This is a genomic window from Bacillus safensis (genome assembly GCF_039619585.1).
In the GTDB taxonomy this organism is placed as follows: domain Bacteria; phylum Bacillota; class Bacilli; order Bacillales; family Bacillaceae; genus Bacillus; species Bacillus safensis.
In genome coordinates, this window is the sequence record NZ_CP154909.1 from 3,554,382 (window position 1) to 3,574,761 (window position 20,380).

A 20,380-nucleotide genomic window follows, 5' to 3' on the forward strand; every position below is an offset into this window, starting at 1 on the left:
TATGGGATCAAAACAAAACAAGCTCATTCGCTTGAGCATCACTTATTTTATCCTTTTCATTGCCTCCATTTGTATTCTATATCCACTGCTTTGGACGATCGGTGCTTCCTTTAACCCTGGGAACAGCCTCATGAGTACAAGCATGTTTCCGAAGAATCCAACGTTCAGCCACTTCACAGAACTCTTCTTCGGTCAGGGGGCACTTTATGCAAAATGGTATTGGAACTCAATGAAGATCAGCATTGCGACTATGCTCTTAACGTTGATACTTGTCAGCTTTACAGGTTATGCCTTTTCTAGGTTCCGATTCAAAGGACGCAAGAATGGACTGATGCTCTTTTTGCTGCTGCAAATGATTCCTCAATTTTCAGCGCTGATAGCGATTTTTGTTCTTGCTCAAATGCTTGGACTCATTAACAGCCACCTCGCATTGATTTTGATTTATGCAGGCGGACAAATTCCGATGAATACGTATTTAATGAAAGGCTATCTTGATGCGATTCCAAAGGATCTCGATGAATCAGCCAGAATGGATGGCGCAGGGCATTTCCGGATTTTCATCCAAATTATTATGCCGCTTGCCAAGCCGATTTTAGCCGTTGTTGCCATCAACTCATTTACAGGACCACTGGGTGATTTCATCATCTCCAGTGTCATTGTCCGCTCACCCGAAATGTATACGCTCCCAATCGGTCTGTACAATCTTGTGTCAGATAAAATGGGTGCCAGCTACACGACCTTTGCAGCCGGGGCTTTACTCATTGCGATTCCAGTTGCTTTATTGTTTCTTGTTTTACAAAAACAATTTGTATCCGGCCTTACACAAGGCGGCACAAAAGGATAAGGGGAGATTTGATGAAGAAATGGTTGCTTGTCACTGTTGTCGTTTTCTTTCTGATGGGATTAGGTATTCTGCCTGAAGCAAGGGCCGATACGATTTCTGTGAAACCGATCAATGGCCTGCAAGGTGATTTCATCAAGGGAGCCGATATCTCTATGCTTGCAGAAGTAGAGAAAAGCGGCGGCAAATACTACAACCAGAACGGACAGCAGGTTGATCCGCTCAAGCTATTAAAGGATAAAGGCGTCAACTATGTGCGTATCAGACTGTGGAACCATCCATATGACAATCAAGGCCGAGCCTATAACGGCGGCACAAATGATCTCAATACAGCCATCGCTTTATCGAAACGTGCAAAAGCACAAAACATGAAAGTGCTGCTTGATTTTCACTACAGTGATTTCTGGACTGACCCCGGTAAACAATTCAAACCGAAAGCGTGGGCATCCCTCTCACAAAACGATTTAGAAAAAGCGGTCGGCACTTACACAGGCGATGTGCTCAAAGCGATGAGAGCGCAAAATGCCTTGCCGAATATGGTTCAGGTTGGGAATGAGTTGAACTCAGGTATGCTGTGGCCAAACGGAAAAAGCTGGGGTGAAGGCGGTGGTGAATTTGACCGGCTCGCTGCTCTGCTAAAAGCTGGCACAAATGCCGTCCGCTCTGTCGATTCAAACATCAAAATCATGCTTCACCTTGCGCATGGCGGAGACAATGGTGCATCCCGCTGGTGGTTTGATGAAATCACAAAACGAGGTGTCTCATTCGATACGATCGGTTTATCTTATTACCCGTATTGGGACGGCGGCTTTAGCGGTCTTACGTCCAATATGAATGATATTAGTGCCCGCTATAACAAAGACGTGATCGTGGTGGAAACTGCTTACGGCTTTACGACAGCAAACGGTGACAACCTAGATAACTCATTTAACCAAGACTCTGTCAATACAGCCGGTTATCCAGCCTCACCTCAAGGCCAGGCATCTTTTATACGAGATCTATCCGAAAAAATTTCACAAGTAAACAACAACCGCGGGAAGGGGTTCTTTTATTGGGAGCCGCTTTGGATTCCAGCGAAAGGTGCTCCGTGGTCTAGTCAATACGGGCTGGCTTACATTCAAACAACCGGTACTGTCGGAAATGCGTGGGAAAATCAAGCGATGTTTGATTTCAACGGAAAAGCACTGCCATCTCTTGATGTATTTAAACAAATGACACCGTAACTAAAAGGATAGGACGTGACAAAATGGGAAAGCGTTACCCACTCGTTCACCCAAATGTGAAAGGCTTTTTGCATGGTGGCGATTACAATCCAGATCAATGGCTCCATATGCCAGAGATCATAGACGAAGATTTTCGATTAATGAAGCTTGCACACTGTCAAACATTCTCCATCAACATTTTCGCATGGAGTAAGCTAGAGCCAAAAGAAGGTCAGTATGACTTTGCATGGCTGGATGACATCATGGACCGCTTAGCAGCGCAGGGGGCACACGCCATTCTCGCAACGCCAAGCGGAGCAAGACCTGCTTGGCTGTCACAAACATATCCAGAAGTATTGCGCGTCGAAGCGAATCGTCAGCGTAACTTACATGGACTGCGCCATAATCATTGCTTCACCTCTCCGGTTTATCGAGAAAAAACGAATACACTCAACCGGCTGCTTGCGGAACGCTACAAGGATCATCCAGCACTGATCATGTGGCACATTTCGAATGAGTACGGCGGCGAGTGTCATTGCGAGCTGTGCCAGGAAGCATTTCGAGACTATTTGAAGGACAAATACAACCACGATCTTGAGGCTTTGAATCAAGCATGGTGGACGGGATTTTGGAGCCACACGTATAGCGATTGGTCACAAATCGAGTCACCCGCACCACACGGGGAGCACATGATTCACGGCATGAACCTGGATTGGAAGCGCTTTGTCACAGCACAAACGATCAATTTTTATCAAAATGAAATTAAGCCGCTGCGGGAATTGACGCCTCATATCCCAGTAACCACGAACTTTATGGGCGACTATCCGCATATGCGTCCATTTCTTGGGCTGGATTATCATCAATTTGCAAAAGAGGTCGATGTGATCTCATGGGATAGCTATCCTGCTTGGCACAGCGGCAGAGAAACAACGGCCGAATTAGCATCGAACGTTGCCTTTGTACATGATTTGTATCGTTCCTTAAAGGACGGACAGCCGTTTCTCGTCATGGAGAGTACGCCGAGCCTTGTAAACTGGCATGAAGTGAACAAGGTCAAACATAAAGGCATGGCACACCTTTCTGCCATGCAGGCAATTGCCCACGGATCAGACTCCGTGCTTTATTTCCAGTGGCGGCAAGGCCGAGGCGCCTCTGAGAAATTCCACGGTGCCGTTGTCGATCATTCTGGTCATGAACATACGCGCGTGTTTCAAGAGGTAGCTGATCTAGGGAAACAACTGGAGCAGCTGCACCCAATTGCGGGCACATCCGTTCAGCCAGAGGTCGCCATCATTTATGATTGGGAAAATCACTGGGCCATTGATGATGCGCAAGGCTTAAATAATACAAACAAACGCTATGTAGAGGCTTGTCAAACTCACTATCGAAGCTTTTGGAAAAAAGGTATCTCTGTTGACATAGTCGGGATGGAAAAGGATTTCTCATCCTATCGTGTGCTCATCGGGCCAATGCTCTACATGATCAAACCAGGCGTTGCAGAAAAAATTGAAGCCTTTGTCAAAGCGGGCGGCATTTTTATCGCGACTTACTGGAGCGGCATAGTCGACGAAAATGATCTCTGTTTCCTCGGCGGTTTTCCTGGCCCTCTCCGCCATGTACTTGGCATTTGGGCAGAGGAAATCAACACATTGATGCCTGATGAACATGTGTTAATGACCACAGGGAATGGACGCACCTATCATGTCGGACAATATTGCGAATCTATACATCCTGAAACGGCCTCTGTGTTAGGGCATTTTGAAAATGGCTGCTACGAAGGACAGCCAGCCCTGACTGTCCGTTCATTAGAAAAAGGGAAAGCATACTATATGGCCTCAGAAAATGAGCAGTCTTTTTATGATGAGTTTTACGAAGACCTTATCGCAGGTATTGGCATACAGCCCGTCCTATCCACTGCAATTCCAGAAGGAGTCAGTGTACAAAAACGAACAGACGGGTCGCAGGACTATGTGTTTTTGATGAATTTTACAGAAGAGCAGCAGAACATGTCACTAGATTCAGAGGCAAGCTATGAGAATATGCTGACTGGACAGCAAGTGCCTGAGCAGCTTCAACTTGATCCTTACGAGTATGTCATCTTGAAAAATCGTTGAAAGAAGCGTCCATTTAATGGGCGCTTTTTAATTTAATAAGTCTAAATACCCATATTAATTATTGTGAACTTTAATCGTTATTTTTATCTAAATTTTTTTACAATATTTGATGCCGCGCCATGACTGGTCTCTCCATCCTTTTTTACCATTGTATAGGTATGAAAGCGGTTGCTTAATACTCATAAATTTGATACCCTTTTTTTTCAATGCACCTGTGAGAATGCATTGAATGAAAAGTATAGACAAATGTAAACGTTTTATTTGTAGGGGGAGGGGCTTATGTTAACGTTTGTTGGGTTGATGATTATTTTAACGATTGTTGTGCTGCTGATTTGGGGGAAAGCAAGTCCAATTGTCGCCATGGTCATGGTGCCTTTAATAGGGGCGCTCATTGCGGGATTTGGGATCAATGACATTCAAACCTTCTTTGAGGAAGGGATTATCAAAGTATTGCCGGTGGCGACCATGTTTATCTTCGCCATTTTATTTTTTGGTATTTTGCAAGATACAGGGTTCTTTGAACCTGTAATTAAGACTTTAATCAAGCTGACAAAAGGAAATGTTGTCACAGTTGCAATGGGAACTGCTTTGATTGGGGTGATCGCACACTTAGACGGAGCAGGGGCTACGACCTTTTTATTAACTGTACCTGCACTGCTTCCGCTTTATAAAAAATTACATATGAGCCCTTATTTACTGCTGTTATTAATCGGGACGAGTGCTGGATTAACCAATATGATTCCATGGGCTGGACCGACTGGACGGGCAGCAAGTGTCCTGAATATGGACCCCTCTGAACTCTGGGTGCCGCTCATTCCAATTCAGCTCATTGGCGTTGTACTCGTGTTAGGTATGGCATTCATTTTAGGAAAGAGGGAAGAAAAGCGAATTCGGGTGAAAATTGCTGCAAATGAAATAGCCGCGGTTCAACTAGAAGGTGCAGATTGGGATCGTGCCATTCAGTCTATTAGTGAAACGGGAGACGCCTCTTTAAAGCGTTACCATCTCATTTGGGTGAACCTTGTTCTGTTTTTGTGTGTTGTGGTGCTTCTCGTGTTGAACGTGATGCCTGCTAGCTTTATGTTTATGATTGGCCTGTCTCTCGCTCTATTAATTAACTTTCCGAATGTGAATCTGCAAATGGAAAGGGTCAAGGCACACGCACCTAGTGCGCTGATGATGGCGGCTGTGATTTTTTCCGCAGGGTCATTTTTAGGAATTCTTGAAGGCACAGGGATGCTGAAAGCCATTGCTGTTGACAGTATTCACATTTTACCAGCCTTCTTGCTGCCATTTTTACATATCATTGTTGGGATGCTTGGAGTGCCGCTTGATATGCTGACAAGTACAGACGCCTATTATTACGCCCTTCTGCCAATTGTTGAATCCATTACATCTGAAGTTGGCGTACCAGGCACTTCTGCGGCATATGCCATGATGATTGGGAACATCATCGGAACCTTTGTCAGCCCGCTTGCTCCCGCTGTTTGGCTCGCTGTAGGTCTTGCAGGGGTTGATATGGGGAAACACATCCGCTACTCCTTCTTTTGGATGTGGGGATTCAGTATTATCCTTTTGTTCGTGGCGATGCTGATTGGCATCATTTAAAAAGAAAGACATGCGCGGATATGCGCATGTCTTTTCTTTCATTATGAAGGATATTCACTTGTGTGAATGTCTGATTTCGGCTTTCTAATAAGAGACATTAATCCAATGATAAACAATAGAACCATTGGAGCGAATGCAAGGCCAACTGTTCCAATTAAAAGAGTCACAGCAGAAACCAAGAAAAGAATACCTGAAAGCACGGCACGACGGTCGGTTTTCAAGAAAATCACACCTACAATCGACAGCACAGCCGCAATTGCGGAAACGACCATGAACTGAGTACCAAATGCATGAACCGAAGCCTGAAGCGTTTCAATCGGCAATGTTTCCCCTTCCTCTTTTAACACTTCATTGATTTCATCATAAAATGATGGACCCACAGAAAGGATTAATGCCCCAAACCCGACACCAATGGCATTGAGGACAATACTAATAATCCCCATAATTTTTTCACCTTTACGTTTAATCATGTGTAAACCTCCTAAAAAATTAAATTAACCTGTTTTTACTTCTCGTTTTTGGAAGACGATTAAGGCAATAGCTAAGAAAATAGCCCAATAGATGACTAGGACGGTTAGTGAGAATCCTAGAGACATACCATCGATAATAGTAACCTGTTCCATAAAGTATTGAGATGGATCGTTTGCAAATAACAGATATTTTGACCAATCAAAGAAGAGCATTAAAATACCTGTGACTGATCCACCCACAATATACGCTAAAACACTAATGGCAATGGAGATAGCTTCACTTCTAAATACTGTAGAAATGGCGAACGAAAGGGTTCCCAAAACGACAAACATTGCACAATGAGCAAGATAATAATAGACCATATTTGCAAACTGCGAACGTTCAATCACTTCACCATTTTGATACACCAAATTCACATAATCAGTGTTAAGTCCAAAGAAAATAGCACCCAATATGAATGACAAGATAAATAGCACCACAACAAGTAAAAGAGCATACAGCTGCACCGTAATATATTTAGATATTAGGATCTTTAGCCTTGATGGTGGACGAATCAATAATAATTTAATTGTACCATGCTTGTATTCAGCCGATACAATGGTGGAAGCAATAATGATCACAAACACACCGACTAGCTGAAGTAAATTGGCGTTTGTTTTCACATAGTCCCATACACTGTCTCTAAACTGATCAGCTGGCGGCAAGTTATGCTTGATTCGATAATCATTAATAGTGATCTCTTTTTCAAGCTCTCTTTTAAAGAAACCATTCTCTGTCTCTTTGAGCTCCTTCTTGTTTTCCTTATTCATCATTTCTAGCTGGGTTTTCCAATCACCTGAAGCTTGATCTTTGTCATTTGTTTTCACTACAAAGATCAACGTGGCAACCATACCTAAAACAAGAAGCCCAACCATAATCCAAGTACCAACACGATAACTAATCTTCATCCACTCGTTTTGAATGAGGCGAATCATACGTCTGCCTCCTTTTTACCTGTTAAGCTTAAGAACTTATCTTCTAAGGTTTGTTTTTCAATTTTGATCTCGTACAAATGAATAGACGCGCTGCTCAAATGACGGATTAATTCTGGCATTTTTTGTTCTGGCATAGAGAAAAATAAGTACTGCTCCTCTTCTCTTACAGTGACGCCTTCCTCAAATGCATCAATGAGCTTCTGTGCTTCTTCAAGCTCCCCGGCTGCTACCTTCATTCGATAATTAACCAAATCATCCTGCTTCGTCTCAGCACGCTGATCCTCAATCGCAATCAGCTTTCCGGTTTGGATAATTGCAAAGCGATCACACATCAATTCCATCTCTGACATGAGGTGACTTGAAACAATTACAGCCAGCCCTTCTTCCTTCGCAAGCCTTCTCAAGTAATCTCGTATCATTCGAATCCCCTCAGGATCAAGTCCATTGGTCGGCTCATCTAAGATTAGCAGTTTCGGTCTATGTATGAGTGCCTGCGCAATGCCCAATCGCTGTTTCATTCCTAATGAAAATGTACGCACACGCTTATGCTTCACATGCTGCAAGCTGACTAGCTCTAACAGCTCATCAATTCGCGCTTCATCCACTTTCCCATTCATTCTGGCAAAGTGAACAAGATTTTGTCTTGCCGTTAAATGATTATACATTTCTGGATTTTCAATAATCGCACCGACATGTTGGATGGCATGCTGATAGGATGTTTGAATACTATGGCCATTAATCAGAATGTCACCAGATGTAATGGGAGAAAGACCGACCATCATACGAATGGTTGTTGTTTTCCCTGCACCATTAGGTCCTAAGAAGCCAAAGACTTCGCCCGCTTGGACAGAAAAGCTCAAGTCTTGAACAATCTTTTTCCCGCTAATATGTCTAGATACATTATGCAGTTCTAAAACGTTCGTCACGTTACCTCTCCTTCTTTGTCTAAGTATCATCTATCATTCTATTTCCTGATAAACACCATGATCCGTCAAAAATAGAAGAACACTTCCATATGGTACAGCAATGCCCAAAAGTTGTGAAGGGGATTAGCCAAAATTTAGCGAATCATCTGCCTTTTTTAAGGTAGAGTTAAGAAAACTGCGGATTTTTATGTGAAAAGAGGCTTGATTTTTTTTAAAAATGAACCTTTTTCAACAGGTATATATGTATGGAATTTTGTTTGAGATTATTCCTTTCACCTAAAAATAAAGAAAAGAGGCCTCTTACAGCCTCTTTTCATACATTATATCTTTTTCACAAACTCTGATTTTAATTTCATTGCGCCGAAGCTAGGAATTTTACAATCAATGTTATGATCGCCTTCAACTAAACGAATGCCTTTGACCTTTGTTCCTATTTTCAAAACGGATGAAGAACCTTTTACTTTTAGGTCTTTAATGACAGAGACCGTGTCCCCATCACTTAACAGATTCCCATTCGCATCTTTGACCACAAGCTGTTCCTCTGCCGCTTGTTCTTGTTCAAGTGACCATTCATGCGCACACTCAGGACAAACCAGCAGGCTGCCGTCCTCGTAAGTATAAGGTGAGCTGCACGAAGGACAATTCGGTAGATTAGACATTTTTGTTTCCTCCACAAGAATAATGGTCGGAAAGACACTTTATAGATGACCTTCCGATTTCTGCAAATTAAACTTTAAATACATTCGATATATTCTTCAGTATTTTTTTATTTCTAGCCATTCTGTTTCTTATTCTCTTTTGAATTTTCTCAAAATATTTCTTTTCTAACCTGTGTAAAAATTTGATTCCTTTAGATGACCTTGCCAGTGACATTCTCATATTTTTTGTCTCTAAATCAATCGGTTTGCCGACTAATTTAGGCATGACCTTTTTTAACGTTATTTCAGGAGCGTATTCAACTTCTGGCTCGTATAATCTTACTGAATCTTTCAAGGGAGCAAAAACATTCAGAATGTAATGATCTGTTGGATGCACTCTGAAATAATCAACCGCATAATCGTATAAGCTTCTTTCAATATTATCCTCATCTGTTAGAGGAAGTGAATAGAAATGTTTAATAAATTCTACAGTATGTTCTTTAATAGCATCATGAAGTTTTGTTTCATATGTTCTCGATTTAATTACAGGTTTAATTATACCATCTTTTTCATAATATCCTGTAATACTTTGATATGGTATATTAGCAAAAATTGACTCTATAAATATTAGAGAGGTCATTTTAGAAGTATAATTATATCTAACTGAAGTACCTGTAGTTGGATAAATACTTCTTGCATAATAGAATATTGTCTCTATTTTACTTCCATATGCATCGTTTAGTAATCGATCTAAGCAATCTTGGGTATAACCCCTTCCCCAATATTCCACAAATGCAAAACGCTCACTAAAATCAATTTCTTGTTTCAAATATTTTGTAATGATTTCTCTATCTTCTTTTGCCTTATTTAATAAATATTCTTCATACTTTAGAGAGTTCTTTGCAGTGGTTTTTATTGCTTCTTTTGTGTTCTTATCAATCTTATTAATGTTTTTTAGATGGCTTAGTTCTGGGAATATTTCATCGAATATAGATTCATTCATTGATAGTGCGTCTAGTACACTACTAAAATCGGTCATGCCTTCGAAATTTCCGAAAACGGAATAGAATTCTTCATCCACTTTATCTATGAAAGATGGAATTCTCCATGCCTTCCTTGAACCATAAATATATTTCGTCTTTATATCATACTTATTTGCTTCGATTATTGAATCTGCTACAAGTTTGAGATAATATCCATCTCTTGAAATAAAATAGAGTGTATCAATTCCTTTTCTCATAGCATGTTTAATTGCCCAATGAATATAAGGGACAAAATACATACTTACATAAGAATAAGCATAATAATTAGTTGCATCATTATTTGTCTCTCTAAATCTAGCCAATAAATTTGAAGCTAAGTAAGAATCATAGGTTCTAGTTCTATTTACTAACTGCTTCTCATACGCGTTAAATTTTGTCATATGGTGATGTACAGCTTGTATATTTAGAGATTTTGCTGCCTTTAAATCTGCTGCTTGATTATCTCCATAATGTACCCACTTACTGTAATTATAGTTCATTTCCTCAAATACTCTTAAATAGAGTTTTCTTGTTGTTTTCTGGTCACCGTAATCACTAGATAAGAATAGAGGTAATTCCGCCAGACGTTCATCCGCATTCTTTAACATCTCTAAGATAACTTCTTTAGGTAAATACATATCACTAATTAACACAACGTCATTTCCTTGATTAACCAGTTCTACAACGTATTCTACTCTATCTTTCATAGGTTCTATATTTTCTATTTCAGCTTTAAATTCTTCTGCTTTTAAAAATTCTACTTGCTGATCTGTTAAATGATATAAATCCTGTAATCTCAGCATAATATCATCAAAAAAGATTTCTAATCTATCATCTTCTCGAATGATTAAGGATTTTCTATAGTAATCCCTAACATAAGATTCCGCCTGGGCTCTTACACGTGGATAGTTCTCAACTAAATATGAAGGGAATTTTAGTCCACTGTATTTAGCCGCCTCTCCAACATAGAAAAATATACCTACCGGTTCCAACGTTTTTCTTTGAATAAGTGTATCAAAAAGATCAAAACTATATAAAGTAGGGAAATCTCTTTTTTCAGGACTAAACTTTAGCGTTTTTTCAATAATTTCCTCAAAAGAATTGTCGTTAGTGTATTCCCAAAAAAGATCATAAATTTCTTCTCTTCTATCTTCTTCCACCTTATCTTCATAAGAACTCAGATATTCTAATAACTCCTCGAAGTTATTTGTTATTTGTCCAAAAGTCATCTCTTTATAATCAAAAACGAAATCACGCAAATTATTATATTCATCATAATCAAAGATATAACGTGTGAAATGTTTGACACCAGCTGCAAGCAGGTCGTAAAATATCGATGAATAATCCATAATAGCGATATCAATTTTATTGAAAATTTCATAAACATCATTATCCTCATTCCAGAATAGCAAATGTGGACAATCTTTGTATTTCTCTTTTAAAAGATTATATTGATAATCATTATTTACCAAATAGTGCATTTTAAAGATCATTAGCATATTATTTTCTTTTAATATTTCTACTAATTTATCCATATCAGGTATCGCTTTTCCAAAAAATGCAGTGGTTGATCCATCCCTAAATGTTGGAGCATATAACGCGATTTTCGTATCTTCAGGAAGTCCTTTTTCTTTCAAAATATCATGATTATAAGAAGAAAATGACTCTTTATACATTACAGCTGGATATCCTGCTCTAATAATTTTGTCATCATCTATACCGACTTGTTCTTTAAAGTGCTTCTCCATTAACGGAGAAGTTACCAAGAATAGTTGATTATTTTTAAAAATAGAATTATATTTAATATATTTTTTGTATATTCTTTCTTTTAATTGGACTGAATTAACTTTTCGCTCTATAGATTTACATCCAACACCATGCCATAAATTGAGAATGACAACTTCATCTTTAAATAATACGGGTATATGTTCTTTTACCTGATGTACAACAAAAACTCCAGCTTGTTGTTTAATTTTATCTGCTTTTTTAGAAGAGTATAATTCTGCATTGTATCCTAAACTTCTAATTCTATTAATTACTTCTTCGTCGTCACACATCCAATATGCTGTAATATCTGGACGATATTTATTCACATAAATAAATAACCATTTAGGATTTCCAACAAATGAATTAGTAGCATTAAAAATCCATATTTTTTTGTCCCTGATGTTGTTCAATTTAAAAAACTCCTTTGAATTATTTCTCACCTATATAAACTTCCTACAAAGTAATCTCACAAAATTTTAAAATTGAAAGACAAATATCATCATGAGGGACTAAATTCCCCCGACTGACATCCTAAACATTATAATTCAAAACCTCAAAAATGAATAGTTGTTATAAATTGTTTTCTAAGTATTTTCTTAGATCTTTTCATTCGTTTGATGGGTATTTTGTGAATCTTTATAAAAAGAAAACTTGTAGATGTATCATATCATCTACAAGTTTTCTTTTTATTTTATCAGGCTAGATTGTATCACAGCCGCGATATTCCGAGCTGTTCTTTCTACATGAAGATTCGCATCTTGTATCGCCTCAGAAAGAGAGGTAATACCTGGAACGATACTAAACAGTGCATCAATTCCATGATCGTGTACGACTGCACTATCTTTTGCTAGAGAGCCTGCGATGCCAATCACAGGCAAATGATACTTCTTCGCTGCTTTGGCTACGCCTATTGGCGTTTTTCCATAAATGGTCTGCCGGTCAATTCGGCCTTCTCCCGTAATGACAAGGTCTGCCTCCTTGATGACGTCATCAAAATGAACAGCCTTCAGCACAATATCGATTCCTCTTTGCAAATCGGCTTGTAAAAAGCCTAATAAACTCGCACCAAGTCCTCCTGCCGCTCCTGCCCCTGCTGCCTTTCCAAAGGATACATTGAATTGCTCTTCAGCTACTTGTGCAAAATGAGCCAGGTTCTTGTCTAACACTTGAACCATTTCTTCATCTGCTCCCTTTTGAGGGCCGAAAACAGCAGACGCTCCTCTCTCACCTGTTAAAGGATTATCCACATCACAAGCCACCTCCAGACGGACGGATTGTAGTCTTGGATCGAGTCCAGATAAATCAATTGAAGCTAATTGATGAAGTGCCCCGCCGCCTGGCGTCAGGGAATGTCCTGTTTTATCAAGGAAAGCTGCACCTAATCCTTGCATCATCCCAACACCGCCATCATTTGTTGCACTTCCGCCAAGCCCAATCATCACATGCTTCGCTCCTTTATCCAGCGCTGCAAGTATTAATTCTCCAGTTCCTCTTGATGTGGTCCATAACGGATTACGTTTTTCTGGCGGAACAAGATGTAACCCAGAGGCTGCGGCCATCTCTATGACAGCAGTCTGACCATCTCCTAAAATGCCAAAAAAGGCATTCACAGGCTCACCAAGCGGGCCCGTGACCACTTGATTAACAATATGCCCGCCCGTCGCATCAACCAACGATTGAACAGTGCCTTCTCCTCCATCTGCCATGGGCAGTTTGATATACTCCGCGTTTGGCAAAATAGAACGAAATCCTCGTTCAATGGCACATGCTGTCTCATAAGCAGACAAACTTTCTTTAAATGAATCTGGTGCGATCACAATTTTCATCCTAAAGCCCCTCTTTCTTATCATGTTCTTAGCCAAACAGCTGGAAAACGCCAAAAATAATGGTCGATACAACGGTTAACGTCAAACCGATTAACGATTCAAAAGGCATGAGCTTCAAACGCTCTTTGATATCCATTTGAACACTTCCTGCTGTTGCATGGAAAAAGCTCCCGTGCGGCATATGGTCAAGCACTGTTGCGCCAGCATGAATCATGGCTGCCCCTGAAAGAGCAGATACACCAAGCCCAATCAGCGTTCCGCTAAACACACCACTCGCGACCGCCGTTCCAGCTGTTGTCGAAGCGGTCGCAGCTGACATAAATATCCCTGAAGTTGGCGCAAGTAAATATGGAGGTAAACCCGATGCATCCAGTGCTTGAATAAACACATCTTTTAAGGAAGAATTCGATACGATTCCTGCTAATGTACCTGTCCCTAATAACATGATCGCTACACCTGACATTTTATGAAGCCCCGACATCGCATAATCATTGAGAAATTTCCCTTTTTTCATGAAAAGAGCACCTACAATCCCTCCAATCGGTAAAGCGATCATTGGGTCTATATTGATTTGAAAAAGCGGTCTTAAAGCCAACAATAAAATGGTAACCAGCGGACCAGCCAGTGCTTGAAAAAAAGAAGGTATTTGAACTTTACTTTGCCCAGTTTCTTCTTCAAGAACGGGCGTCCCTTTGTTTGCAAGCTTTTTAGCTAATACATATGTAACAGCCAACCCGAACACAGCTGGAATGATTCCTGCAGCCATCATTGAAGTCAGAGGTACACCAAAAGCGTCTGAAGCGGCAATAGCATTCGGATTCGGTGACATGATATTTCCTGCCTTCCCGCCTCCAATCATAGCAAGGAGAATCCCCGTTTTTGAGAGCTTTGCGCGTTTGGCAATGGCAAGTGCGATTGGCGCTACCGTAATAACCGCAACATCTACAAAAACGCCTACTGTTGTTAAAATCATCGTTGCAAGAGCGAGTGCTAATAGTGCCCTCGCCTCACCAAGCCTTCTCACAATGGCCTCAGCGATAGATAACGCTGCACCTGATTCAATGAGAACACCAGCCAGTACACCTGCGGCCATAATTCTAAGGACAGCCGGAATCATGTCCTTAGCACCTTCCATCATAACGTTGACGGTCTGAACAATGTCTACACCGCCAACCAATCCGCCTATAAATGCACCTGCCAGCATGCCATAAGCAGGTGATACTTTTTTTAGAATGAGAACAATCGCGATCACAAGCGCCGCCAAGGCTCCCAGAGTACTTACCGTTACATCTGCATCCATTCTCAATCCCCCTAAAAATATCTTTCTCCAATTGTAAGCGTTTACCCAAAGGGATTGTGTTGTGAATCTGGATGAACTTTTTTAACTGACCACTCTACCGAATTGTGCATTTGCACAATCAAGATAGTTGAGTCATTAGCTGCGCCATATAAAGCTCGATTAACTGTTTTACATGACGAGGGTCTTTTCCGGTCAATCCTTGAATTTTGTCTAAACGATAACGCAATGTATTTCGATGAATAAATAAACGATCAACAATTCTTTGCAAATCACCGCCCTCTTCAATGTAAACCCTTAATGTATGGGCGAGCTCTGCTTCTTGTGTCAAAGGCTTGTAAAAGTCAGTCCATCGACTGTTCTTTTCAGCAATTCCCGCCATCATGAATAAGCTTTCCAGTTGATAAGACTCAAAGAAATACATACTTTCCTCCGGATCAAGAGCCTTCCCTAACCTCAGGGCTTCTCTCGCATGCTGAAAAGAAATTGGCAGCTGGCTGATGTCTTCAGCGACAGTCCCTATCCCCACTAACACTTGGCTTCCTACTGCTCTTTGCATTGTTTTTTGCAGATGACCTGCCGCCTGCTTTACTTGATGTTCAGGTATGGGCTGACTTAAAAGAATCAATTCATGACAAAAGGTCATGCCAAGTAAATCATCTGCCTTCTTATCATATTGAATCGCATGCATCAATTTATGAACAGCATCCTCTGAGGAGGGAACTGGCTGAAAAACAATAGCCATTCGGCGCTTGTCTAAATCCATCCCCAGCCAAGCAGCTCGATTTTTCAGCTGATGATCCCCAGCATCAGAATATGAAATCAACTGATTGACAATTTCACTTTCTATTCGATGACGCCATTGAACCCGCTCAAGCAGAAAAGATTGCTCTAACACCAGTTCAGCTGCCATCTTCACCAGCTCGGCATGATGCCGAATGTCCTCTGGCTCACCAGTAATCCCAATCACACCAACTACTTGTTCATGGAAGCAAATAGGCAAGTTAATCCCGGGTCTCACTCCTTCTAAGCGCAAAGAGGTCTCCTGGTCAATTTCCACACTGTTCCCGCTTGTCAGCACAAGTCGTGCACCATCATGTTTCTGGCCAATCCTGTTTCGTTCACCAGAACCAATAATGACACCATCTGCATTCATCACATTGATGTTTTTATGTAAAATATGCATCGTACGTTCAACCATTTCTTGAGCCAATTCACTGGTCAAAAATTGCATTTTCCATCTCCCCTGAAGGTTTTTTCATTCAATGTATCATAGTGTCTTTGAACAATAAATGCAAAGTGTTTAAAAACCAGCCATTGACAAAGACACCCTGAAAAGTGTTTAATCAATTCAAGGACCGACCGACAGTCTAGTTAAAAGAAAGGATGGCTTTATGAGAACCGTTAAACATCCTGAGGAACGTAAAAATGACATAATAAACGCAGCAGAAGCGCTTTTTTCAACCAAAGGCTATCAGAAAACAACAATTATTGACATATTAAAAGCCGTTGGCATTGCAAAAGGCACCTTTTACTATTACTTTGCATCCAAAGAAGAAGTAATGGATGCCATTATTGACAGGATCATCAAAGAAGATATCATCGTGGCAAAGCGGATTGCAGCTGACCCAGACCTTCCAGTCGTTGACAAACTATTTCGTATCATCATGGCGCAATCACCTCAGCAAGGAAGCCATAAACAGGGCATGATCGATCAGTTCCATCAGCCTTCTAATGCAGAAATGCATCAAAAAAGCTTAATCAAAGCCATTAAAGAACTATCACCAGTGTTGGCAGATGTTATTCAGCAAGGTGTAGAGGAAGGGACATTCAAAACGAAGTATCCGCAAGAGACGGTTGAATTCCTTCTTGCTTCTGCGCAGGTCATATTTGATGAAGGCCTTTTTCAATGGACAGCCGAAGAAAGTCTACAACGCGCTTTAGCTTTTATCGAAATACTCGAATCCTCATTGCATGCAAAAAAGGGAAGTTTTTCCTTCCTGCTCAAGCGATTATCTGGAGAGCTGGATGAAAATAATCAGTGATTGGTCACTTCAATACCAATCCTGCATACATTATAGACTGACGGTCGGTCTAAAAGGAGAGTGATATTTATGTCTTTGTTATCCAAAAGAGGCTCATCCCACTTTATATACCTCGTTCTCGGACAGATTATTTCCGTTTTCGGATCTTCTCTCATTCGGTTTGTTCTATCTTTACACGTACTGGATATGACGCATCGAGTTGATTTATATGCCTTACTTTTCGCTTTATCCAATATCCCGCTCCTTCTCTCCCCGTTAGCTGGTGCAATCGCTGACCGGTTTAACAGAAGGAACTTAATGATTTTATTTGATGTCCTCACCGGCATGATGATTCTTGCCTTTTATTTTTGGTTATTTTCGGGAAATGATTCACTCTATATGATCGGAGCTGTCATGATACTGCTTGGCGTGATGAGTACGTTCTATGCTCCCGCTGTCATGTCCAGCATTCCACAGCTAGTGAAACAAGAGCAATTAGAACAAGCAAACGGCATTGTCAATGGCGTTCAGGCACTTTCAGGTGTTCTCGCACCTATTATCGGAGGAGTTCTATACGGAATGATTGGAAGCCAATCCATCATCGGTGCAAGTGCCATCGTATTTTTTCTATCAGCCTGCATGCTTTTAAGGTTAAACATTTCCTTCTCCCCTAGTCCGCTGACAGAGTCTATGGGCAAAGTGCTCATAAAAGATATGAAACAAGGATTTTCTTATATTGGCAGTCAGCCATTTTTAAAAAGGGCCATGCTGCTTGCCGCAATGTTAAATTTCATCCTTACACCATTTTTTATTGTTGGGGGACCAATCATTTTAAGGGTCACAATGAAGAGCAGTGACATCATGTATGGAATAGGCATGGGCTTGATTGAGTTCGCTGTCATCGCAGGGGCTCTGCTAGTTGGACTTGTAGCGAAGCGATGGCGCATTCCTACTTTATATCGCTGGCTTCTTGTCATCGCAGTCATCTTGCTGCCTGTGGCGTTCTCAACATCCAAAACAGCTCTTCAATTTGGCACTTATCCAGCTTATTTTCTCTTTTTAGCAGGATGCCTTCCAATTGCTATGCTGCTGACTATGATCTCAATCGTTGTGATTTCACATGTTCAAAAGAAAACACCAAATCATCAGTTGGGAAAAGTGATGGCCAATCTGACAATGGTTTCTCAATGTGCTGCTCCGCTTGGCCAAATGATGTATGGATTTTTGTTCAATACGTTTTCAGCCACCATGTATGTGACGGTGCTCATCGTCAGTTCTTTCATGTTTGCACTAGCCTGCTTAACAAAAAATATGCTTCAGCATGAAGGAGAATCAGCCTCATGAGATTAGCGTTTATAAAGAAAGACTTAACCCGTCACCGTCTTATTTCAATCGGCTTAACCATTTGCATCATGATGACTTCATTTCTCGCAGCAAGTGCAGCTCAAATGATCGTACAGCTGAATGGTTCCATTTCTAACCTGCTCCATTCTGCCAAAGCGCCAGACTTTGTCCAAATGCATGACGGCGGCATAAATGAAAAAGACATTGAAGCATTTTCAAGCAAACAGTCCATGGTAAAAGCCCATCAAATCGTCCCAATGATACCAATTGAACATGCAAACATCAGGTTCGGACATGAGCCTGCCAAAGCAGGTGTGATGGATCATTTATTTGTGAAGCAAAATCGTGATTTCGATTTCCTGTTAAACGAACAAAATGAAAAGCTCACGGTCAATAAAGGCGAAGTGGCTGTCCCAATTTATTTTCAACAAAAGTATCAGCTCAACATAGGTGAAACGTTACTGATTGAGAAAGGAGCTAATCAATTCACCTTTCGCATCAAAGCGTTCTTGCGAGATGCACAAATGAACCCCAGTCTTGTCAGTTCAAAAAGATTTCTTCTTCATAACGAGGATTGGGATGCAATAAATCAAGTGTTTCATCACAAAGAGTACTTAATCGAATTTTTACTACATGATGCCGCTCAGACAGATACCTTTCAAGCCATCTATCAATCATCACAACTGCCACAACAAGGCCCATCTGTCACACTACCTTTACTGCGTATGCTGAATGCATTGACAGATGGAATGGTCATTGCCATTCTCCTGCTTGTTTGCCTGCTGCTCATCAGTATAGCCCTTCTCTCACTCCATCTTGCTATGACGGCTTCAATAGAAGAGGATGAACGTGAAATTGGCATACTGAAGGTGCTTGGGATCCCTTTAACAAGAATCAAGCAATTATACGTTGGTAAGTATGCCGCGCTTGCTTGTGCAGGGTGTATAGCAGGATATGTGTTAACGCTTATATTTGGTGATATGTTTACAACCAATATCCACCGTTACATGGGGAATCAGCCTTCTTTTGCTCATTGGTTAATCCCGCTTTTTGTTTCTATTGCGACGGCAATGATCATCATCTCTTGCAGCTATGCTGTCTTAAGAAAGTTTGGTCAAATATCAGCTGCTCAAGCACTTCAAGGCGTTATCAACCCACTGGGTCAAAAGAAAAGAATACCTATGCACCTCAAGAAAAGCAGGTTCTTACCCGTCAATATTTGGCTTGGTTTAAAAGATCTGATATCACGAAAGAAGCTGTACACAACGATTTCTTGTATTATTGCACTCTGTACATTTTTAATGCTCATGCCTATTCAGCTATGGCATACCTTACAATCACCGGATTTCATCACATACCTTGGCTCTGGTAAAAGTGACCTTCGAATGGATATACGCCAAGGGAATCATCTAGCGAAAAATACAAACGAAATAGAATCAATGATTCGTGAAGATCAGAGCATACAAACAGCAGCCATCTATAAAACTACTTCTCTTCAGGTGAAATCAAAGGAGAACACATTAGAAACGCTCTACTTAGAAACAGGTGAGCTCTCAGCATTTCCCCTCAACTATTTACAAGGACGACAGCCTTTAAAGAATGAAGAAATTGCCTTATCCGTATTAAATGCAGATTCACTTCAGAAAAAGATAGGAGAAAGAATCACTCTCGTAACTAATGGGCATGAAATCCAAAGAACGGTAACAGGTATTTATCAGGACGTGACCAATGGAGGCAAAACAGCAAAAGCAATATCACAGCCATTTCCTCAAACAGCTCTTTGGCAAACCGTTCAAATTCAACTAAAACCAGGAGTAAATATCGCAGAGAAAAAGACAGTATTTGAAAAGAAGGTATCTCCTGCAAAAGTGACAGATATGAAAGAATACGTTCATCAAACGATCGGCAGCACAGCAGCTATTGTAAAAGTCATTGCATTTTTTGCTGCATTAGCTGCCTTTGGAACCGCCAGCTTAATGCTATTCATGTTTCTGCACATGTTAAAGGCGAAAGATTCAAGCCGAAACCACATGCTAAGAACAATTGGATTTTCTATAACAGATATAACAGTACAATATATAACGAGTTTTATCGCTGTTCTCTCTTTTGGCGCCTTTATTGGAACAATCGCGGTCAATACCATTGGTCCTGCTTTGATGAGTATAGGAGGAGCAACATTAGGGGCGTCGAGCCTCCAGTGGCTGTCACCACAATGGGTGTCAGTTGTGTACCCGTTTACACTATTTATTGTCAATTTAGCTTTGACCACCTGGTTATTGAAGACGTTTTTTTCTAGTCAAACGGCAAGGCAAACACTTTTATAAGG

General features: G+C 40.7%; 15 protein-coding genes. 7 read left to right on the forward strand and 8 right to left on the reverse strand.

What is annotated here, in order from left to right; translation table 11 throughout:
* The first annotated feature begins 1 nt into the window (after window position 1).
* From AAYR28_RS18285 to AAYR28_RS18300, 4 genes are all read left to right on the forward strand, one after another.
* The gene (locus AAYR28_RS18285; RefSeq protein WP_012011808.1) at window positions 2–844 is read left to right on the forward strand and encodes a sugar ABC transporter permease; all 843 of its coding nucleotides are present in this window, start codon (window positions 2–4) and stop codon (window positions 842–844) included.
* Between the two features lie 11 nt (window positions 845–855).
* Window positions 856–2,064 carry a glycoside hydrolase family 53 protein gene (locus AAYR28_RS18290; protein WP_061110302.1) on the forward strand — a complete coding sequence of 403 codons (1,209 nt, stop codon included), beginning with the start codon at window positions 856–858 and terminating at the stop codon, window positions 2,062–2,064.
* Between the two features lie 23 nt (window positions 2,065–2,087).
* Window positions 2,088–4,157, forward strand: a complete 2,070-nt coding sequence (locus AAYR28_RS18295) for a beta-galactosidase (protein ID WP_345808896.1) — start codon at window positions 2,088–2,090, stop codon at window positions 4,155–4,157.
* 279 nt (window positions 4,158–4,436) lie between these two features.
* Window positions 4,437–5,765 (forward strand): CitMHS family transporter, encoded by a 1,329-nt coding sequence (locus tag AAYR28_RS18300; protein WP_120207994.1) that lies wholly within the window; start codon window positions 4,437–4,439, stop codon window positions 5,763–5,765.
* Window positions 5,766–5,806: 41 nt separating this feature from the next.
* On the opposite strand, the gene AAYR28_RS18305 is transcribed toward AAYR28_RS18300, so the two are convergent.
* The 8 genes from AAYR28_RS18305 to AAYR28_RS18340 form a co-directional block, all read right to left on the reverse strand.
* Complete coding sequence (locus AAYR28_RS18305) at window positions 5,807–6,235, reverse strand: DUF4064 domain-containing protein (protein ID WP_120207996.1); 429 nt, start codon at window positions 6,233–6,235, stop codon at window positions 5,807–5,809.
* A 24-nt stretch (window positions 6,236–6,259) separates the two neighbouring features.
* Complete coding sequence (locus tag AAYR28_RS18310; RefSeq protein ID WP_087978092.1) at window positions 6,260–7,210, reverse strand: ABC transporter permease; 951 nt, start codon at window positions 7,208–7,210, stop codon at window positions 6,260–6,262.
* Window positions 7,207–8,136, reverse strand: a complete 930-nt coding sequence (locus tag AAYR28_RS18315; RefSeq protein ID WP_025093740.1) for an ABC transporter ATP-binding protein — start codon at window positions 8,134–8,136, stop codon at window positions 7,207–7,209. The genes AAYR28_RS18310 and AAYR28_RS18315 overlap by 4 nt, the downstream gene beginning before the upstream one ends.
* Window positions 8,137–8,456: 320 nt before the next feature.
* On the reverse strand, window positions 8,457–8,795 hold the full coding sequence (locus AAYR28_RS18320) for a zinc ribbon domain-containing protein YjdM (protein ID WP_024423969.1): 339 nt from the start codon (window positions 8,793–8,795) through the stop codon (window positions 8,457–8,459).
* Window positions 8,796–8,862: 67 nt separating this feature from the next.
* Entirely contained in the window at window positions 8,863–11,973 is a 3,111-nt protein-coding gene (locus AAYR28_RS18325; protein WP_259455920.1) for a CDP-glycerol glycerophosphotransferase family protein, read from the reverse strand.
* Between the two features lie 276 nt (window positions 11,974–12,249).
* Entirely contained in the window at window positions 12,250–13,389 is a 1,140-nt protein-coding gene (locus AAYR28_RS18330) for a glycerate kinase (protein ID WP_120207998.1), read from the reverse strand.
* Between the two features lie 28 nt (window positions 13,390–13,417).
* Window positions 13,418–14,689 (reverse strand): GntP family permease, encoded by a 1,272-nt coding sequence (locus AAYR28_RS18335; RefSeq protein WP_065214994.1) that lies wholly within the window; start codon window positions 14,687–14,689, stop codon window positions 13,418–13,420.
* Between the two features lie 118 nt (window positions 14,690–14,807).
* Entirely contained in the window at window positions 14,808–15,920 is a 1,113-nt protein-coding gene (locus AAYR28_RS18340; RefSeq protein ID WP_034281413.1) for a CdaR family transcriptional regulator, read from the reverse strand.
* Window positions 15,921–16,080: 160 nt separating this feature from the next.
* On the opposite strand from AAYR28_RS18340, the gene AAYR28_RS18345 reads away from it, so the two are divergent.
* The 3 genes from AAYR28_RS18345 to AAYR28_RS18355 all read left to right on the forward strand — a co-directional run bounded on the left by AAYR28_RS18345 (window position 16,081) and on the right by AAYR28_RS18355 (window position 20,378).
* Window positions 16,081–16,731: a TetR/AcrR family transcriptional regulator gene (locus tag AAYR28_RS18345; protein WP_120208000.1), complete on the forward strand. Its 651-nt coding sequence runs from the start codon at window positions 16,081–16,083 to the stop codon at window positions 16,729–16,731.
* A 69-nt stretch (window positions 16,732–16,800) separates the two neighbouring features.
* A complete protein-coding gene (locus AAYR28_RS18350; RefSeq protein ID WP_120208002.1) occupies window positions 16,801–18,054 on the forward strand; it encodes an MFS transporter in 1,254 nt (417 codons plus the stop codon).
* Window positions 18,051–20,378 (forward strand): FtsX-like permease family protein, encoded by a 2,328-nt coding sequence (locus AAYR28_RS18355; protein WP_034281416.1) that lies wholly within the window; start codon window positions 18,051–18,053, stop codon window positions 20,376–20,378. Before AAYR28_RS18350 ends, AAYR28_RS18355 begins: the two co-directional genes overlap by 4 nt.
* Window positions 20,379–20,380: the final 2 nt, after the last annotated feature.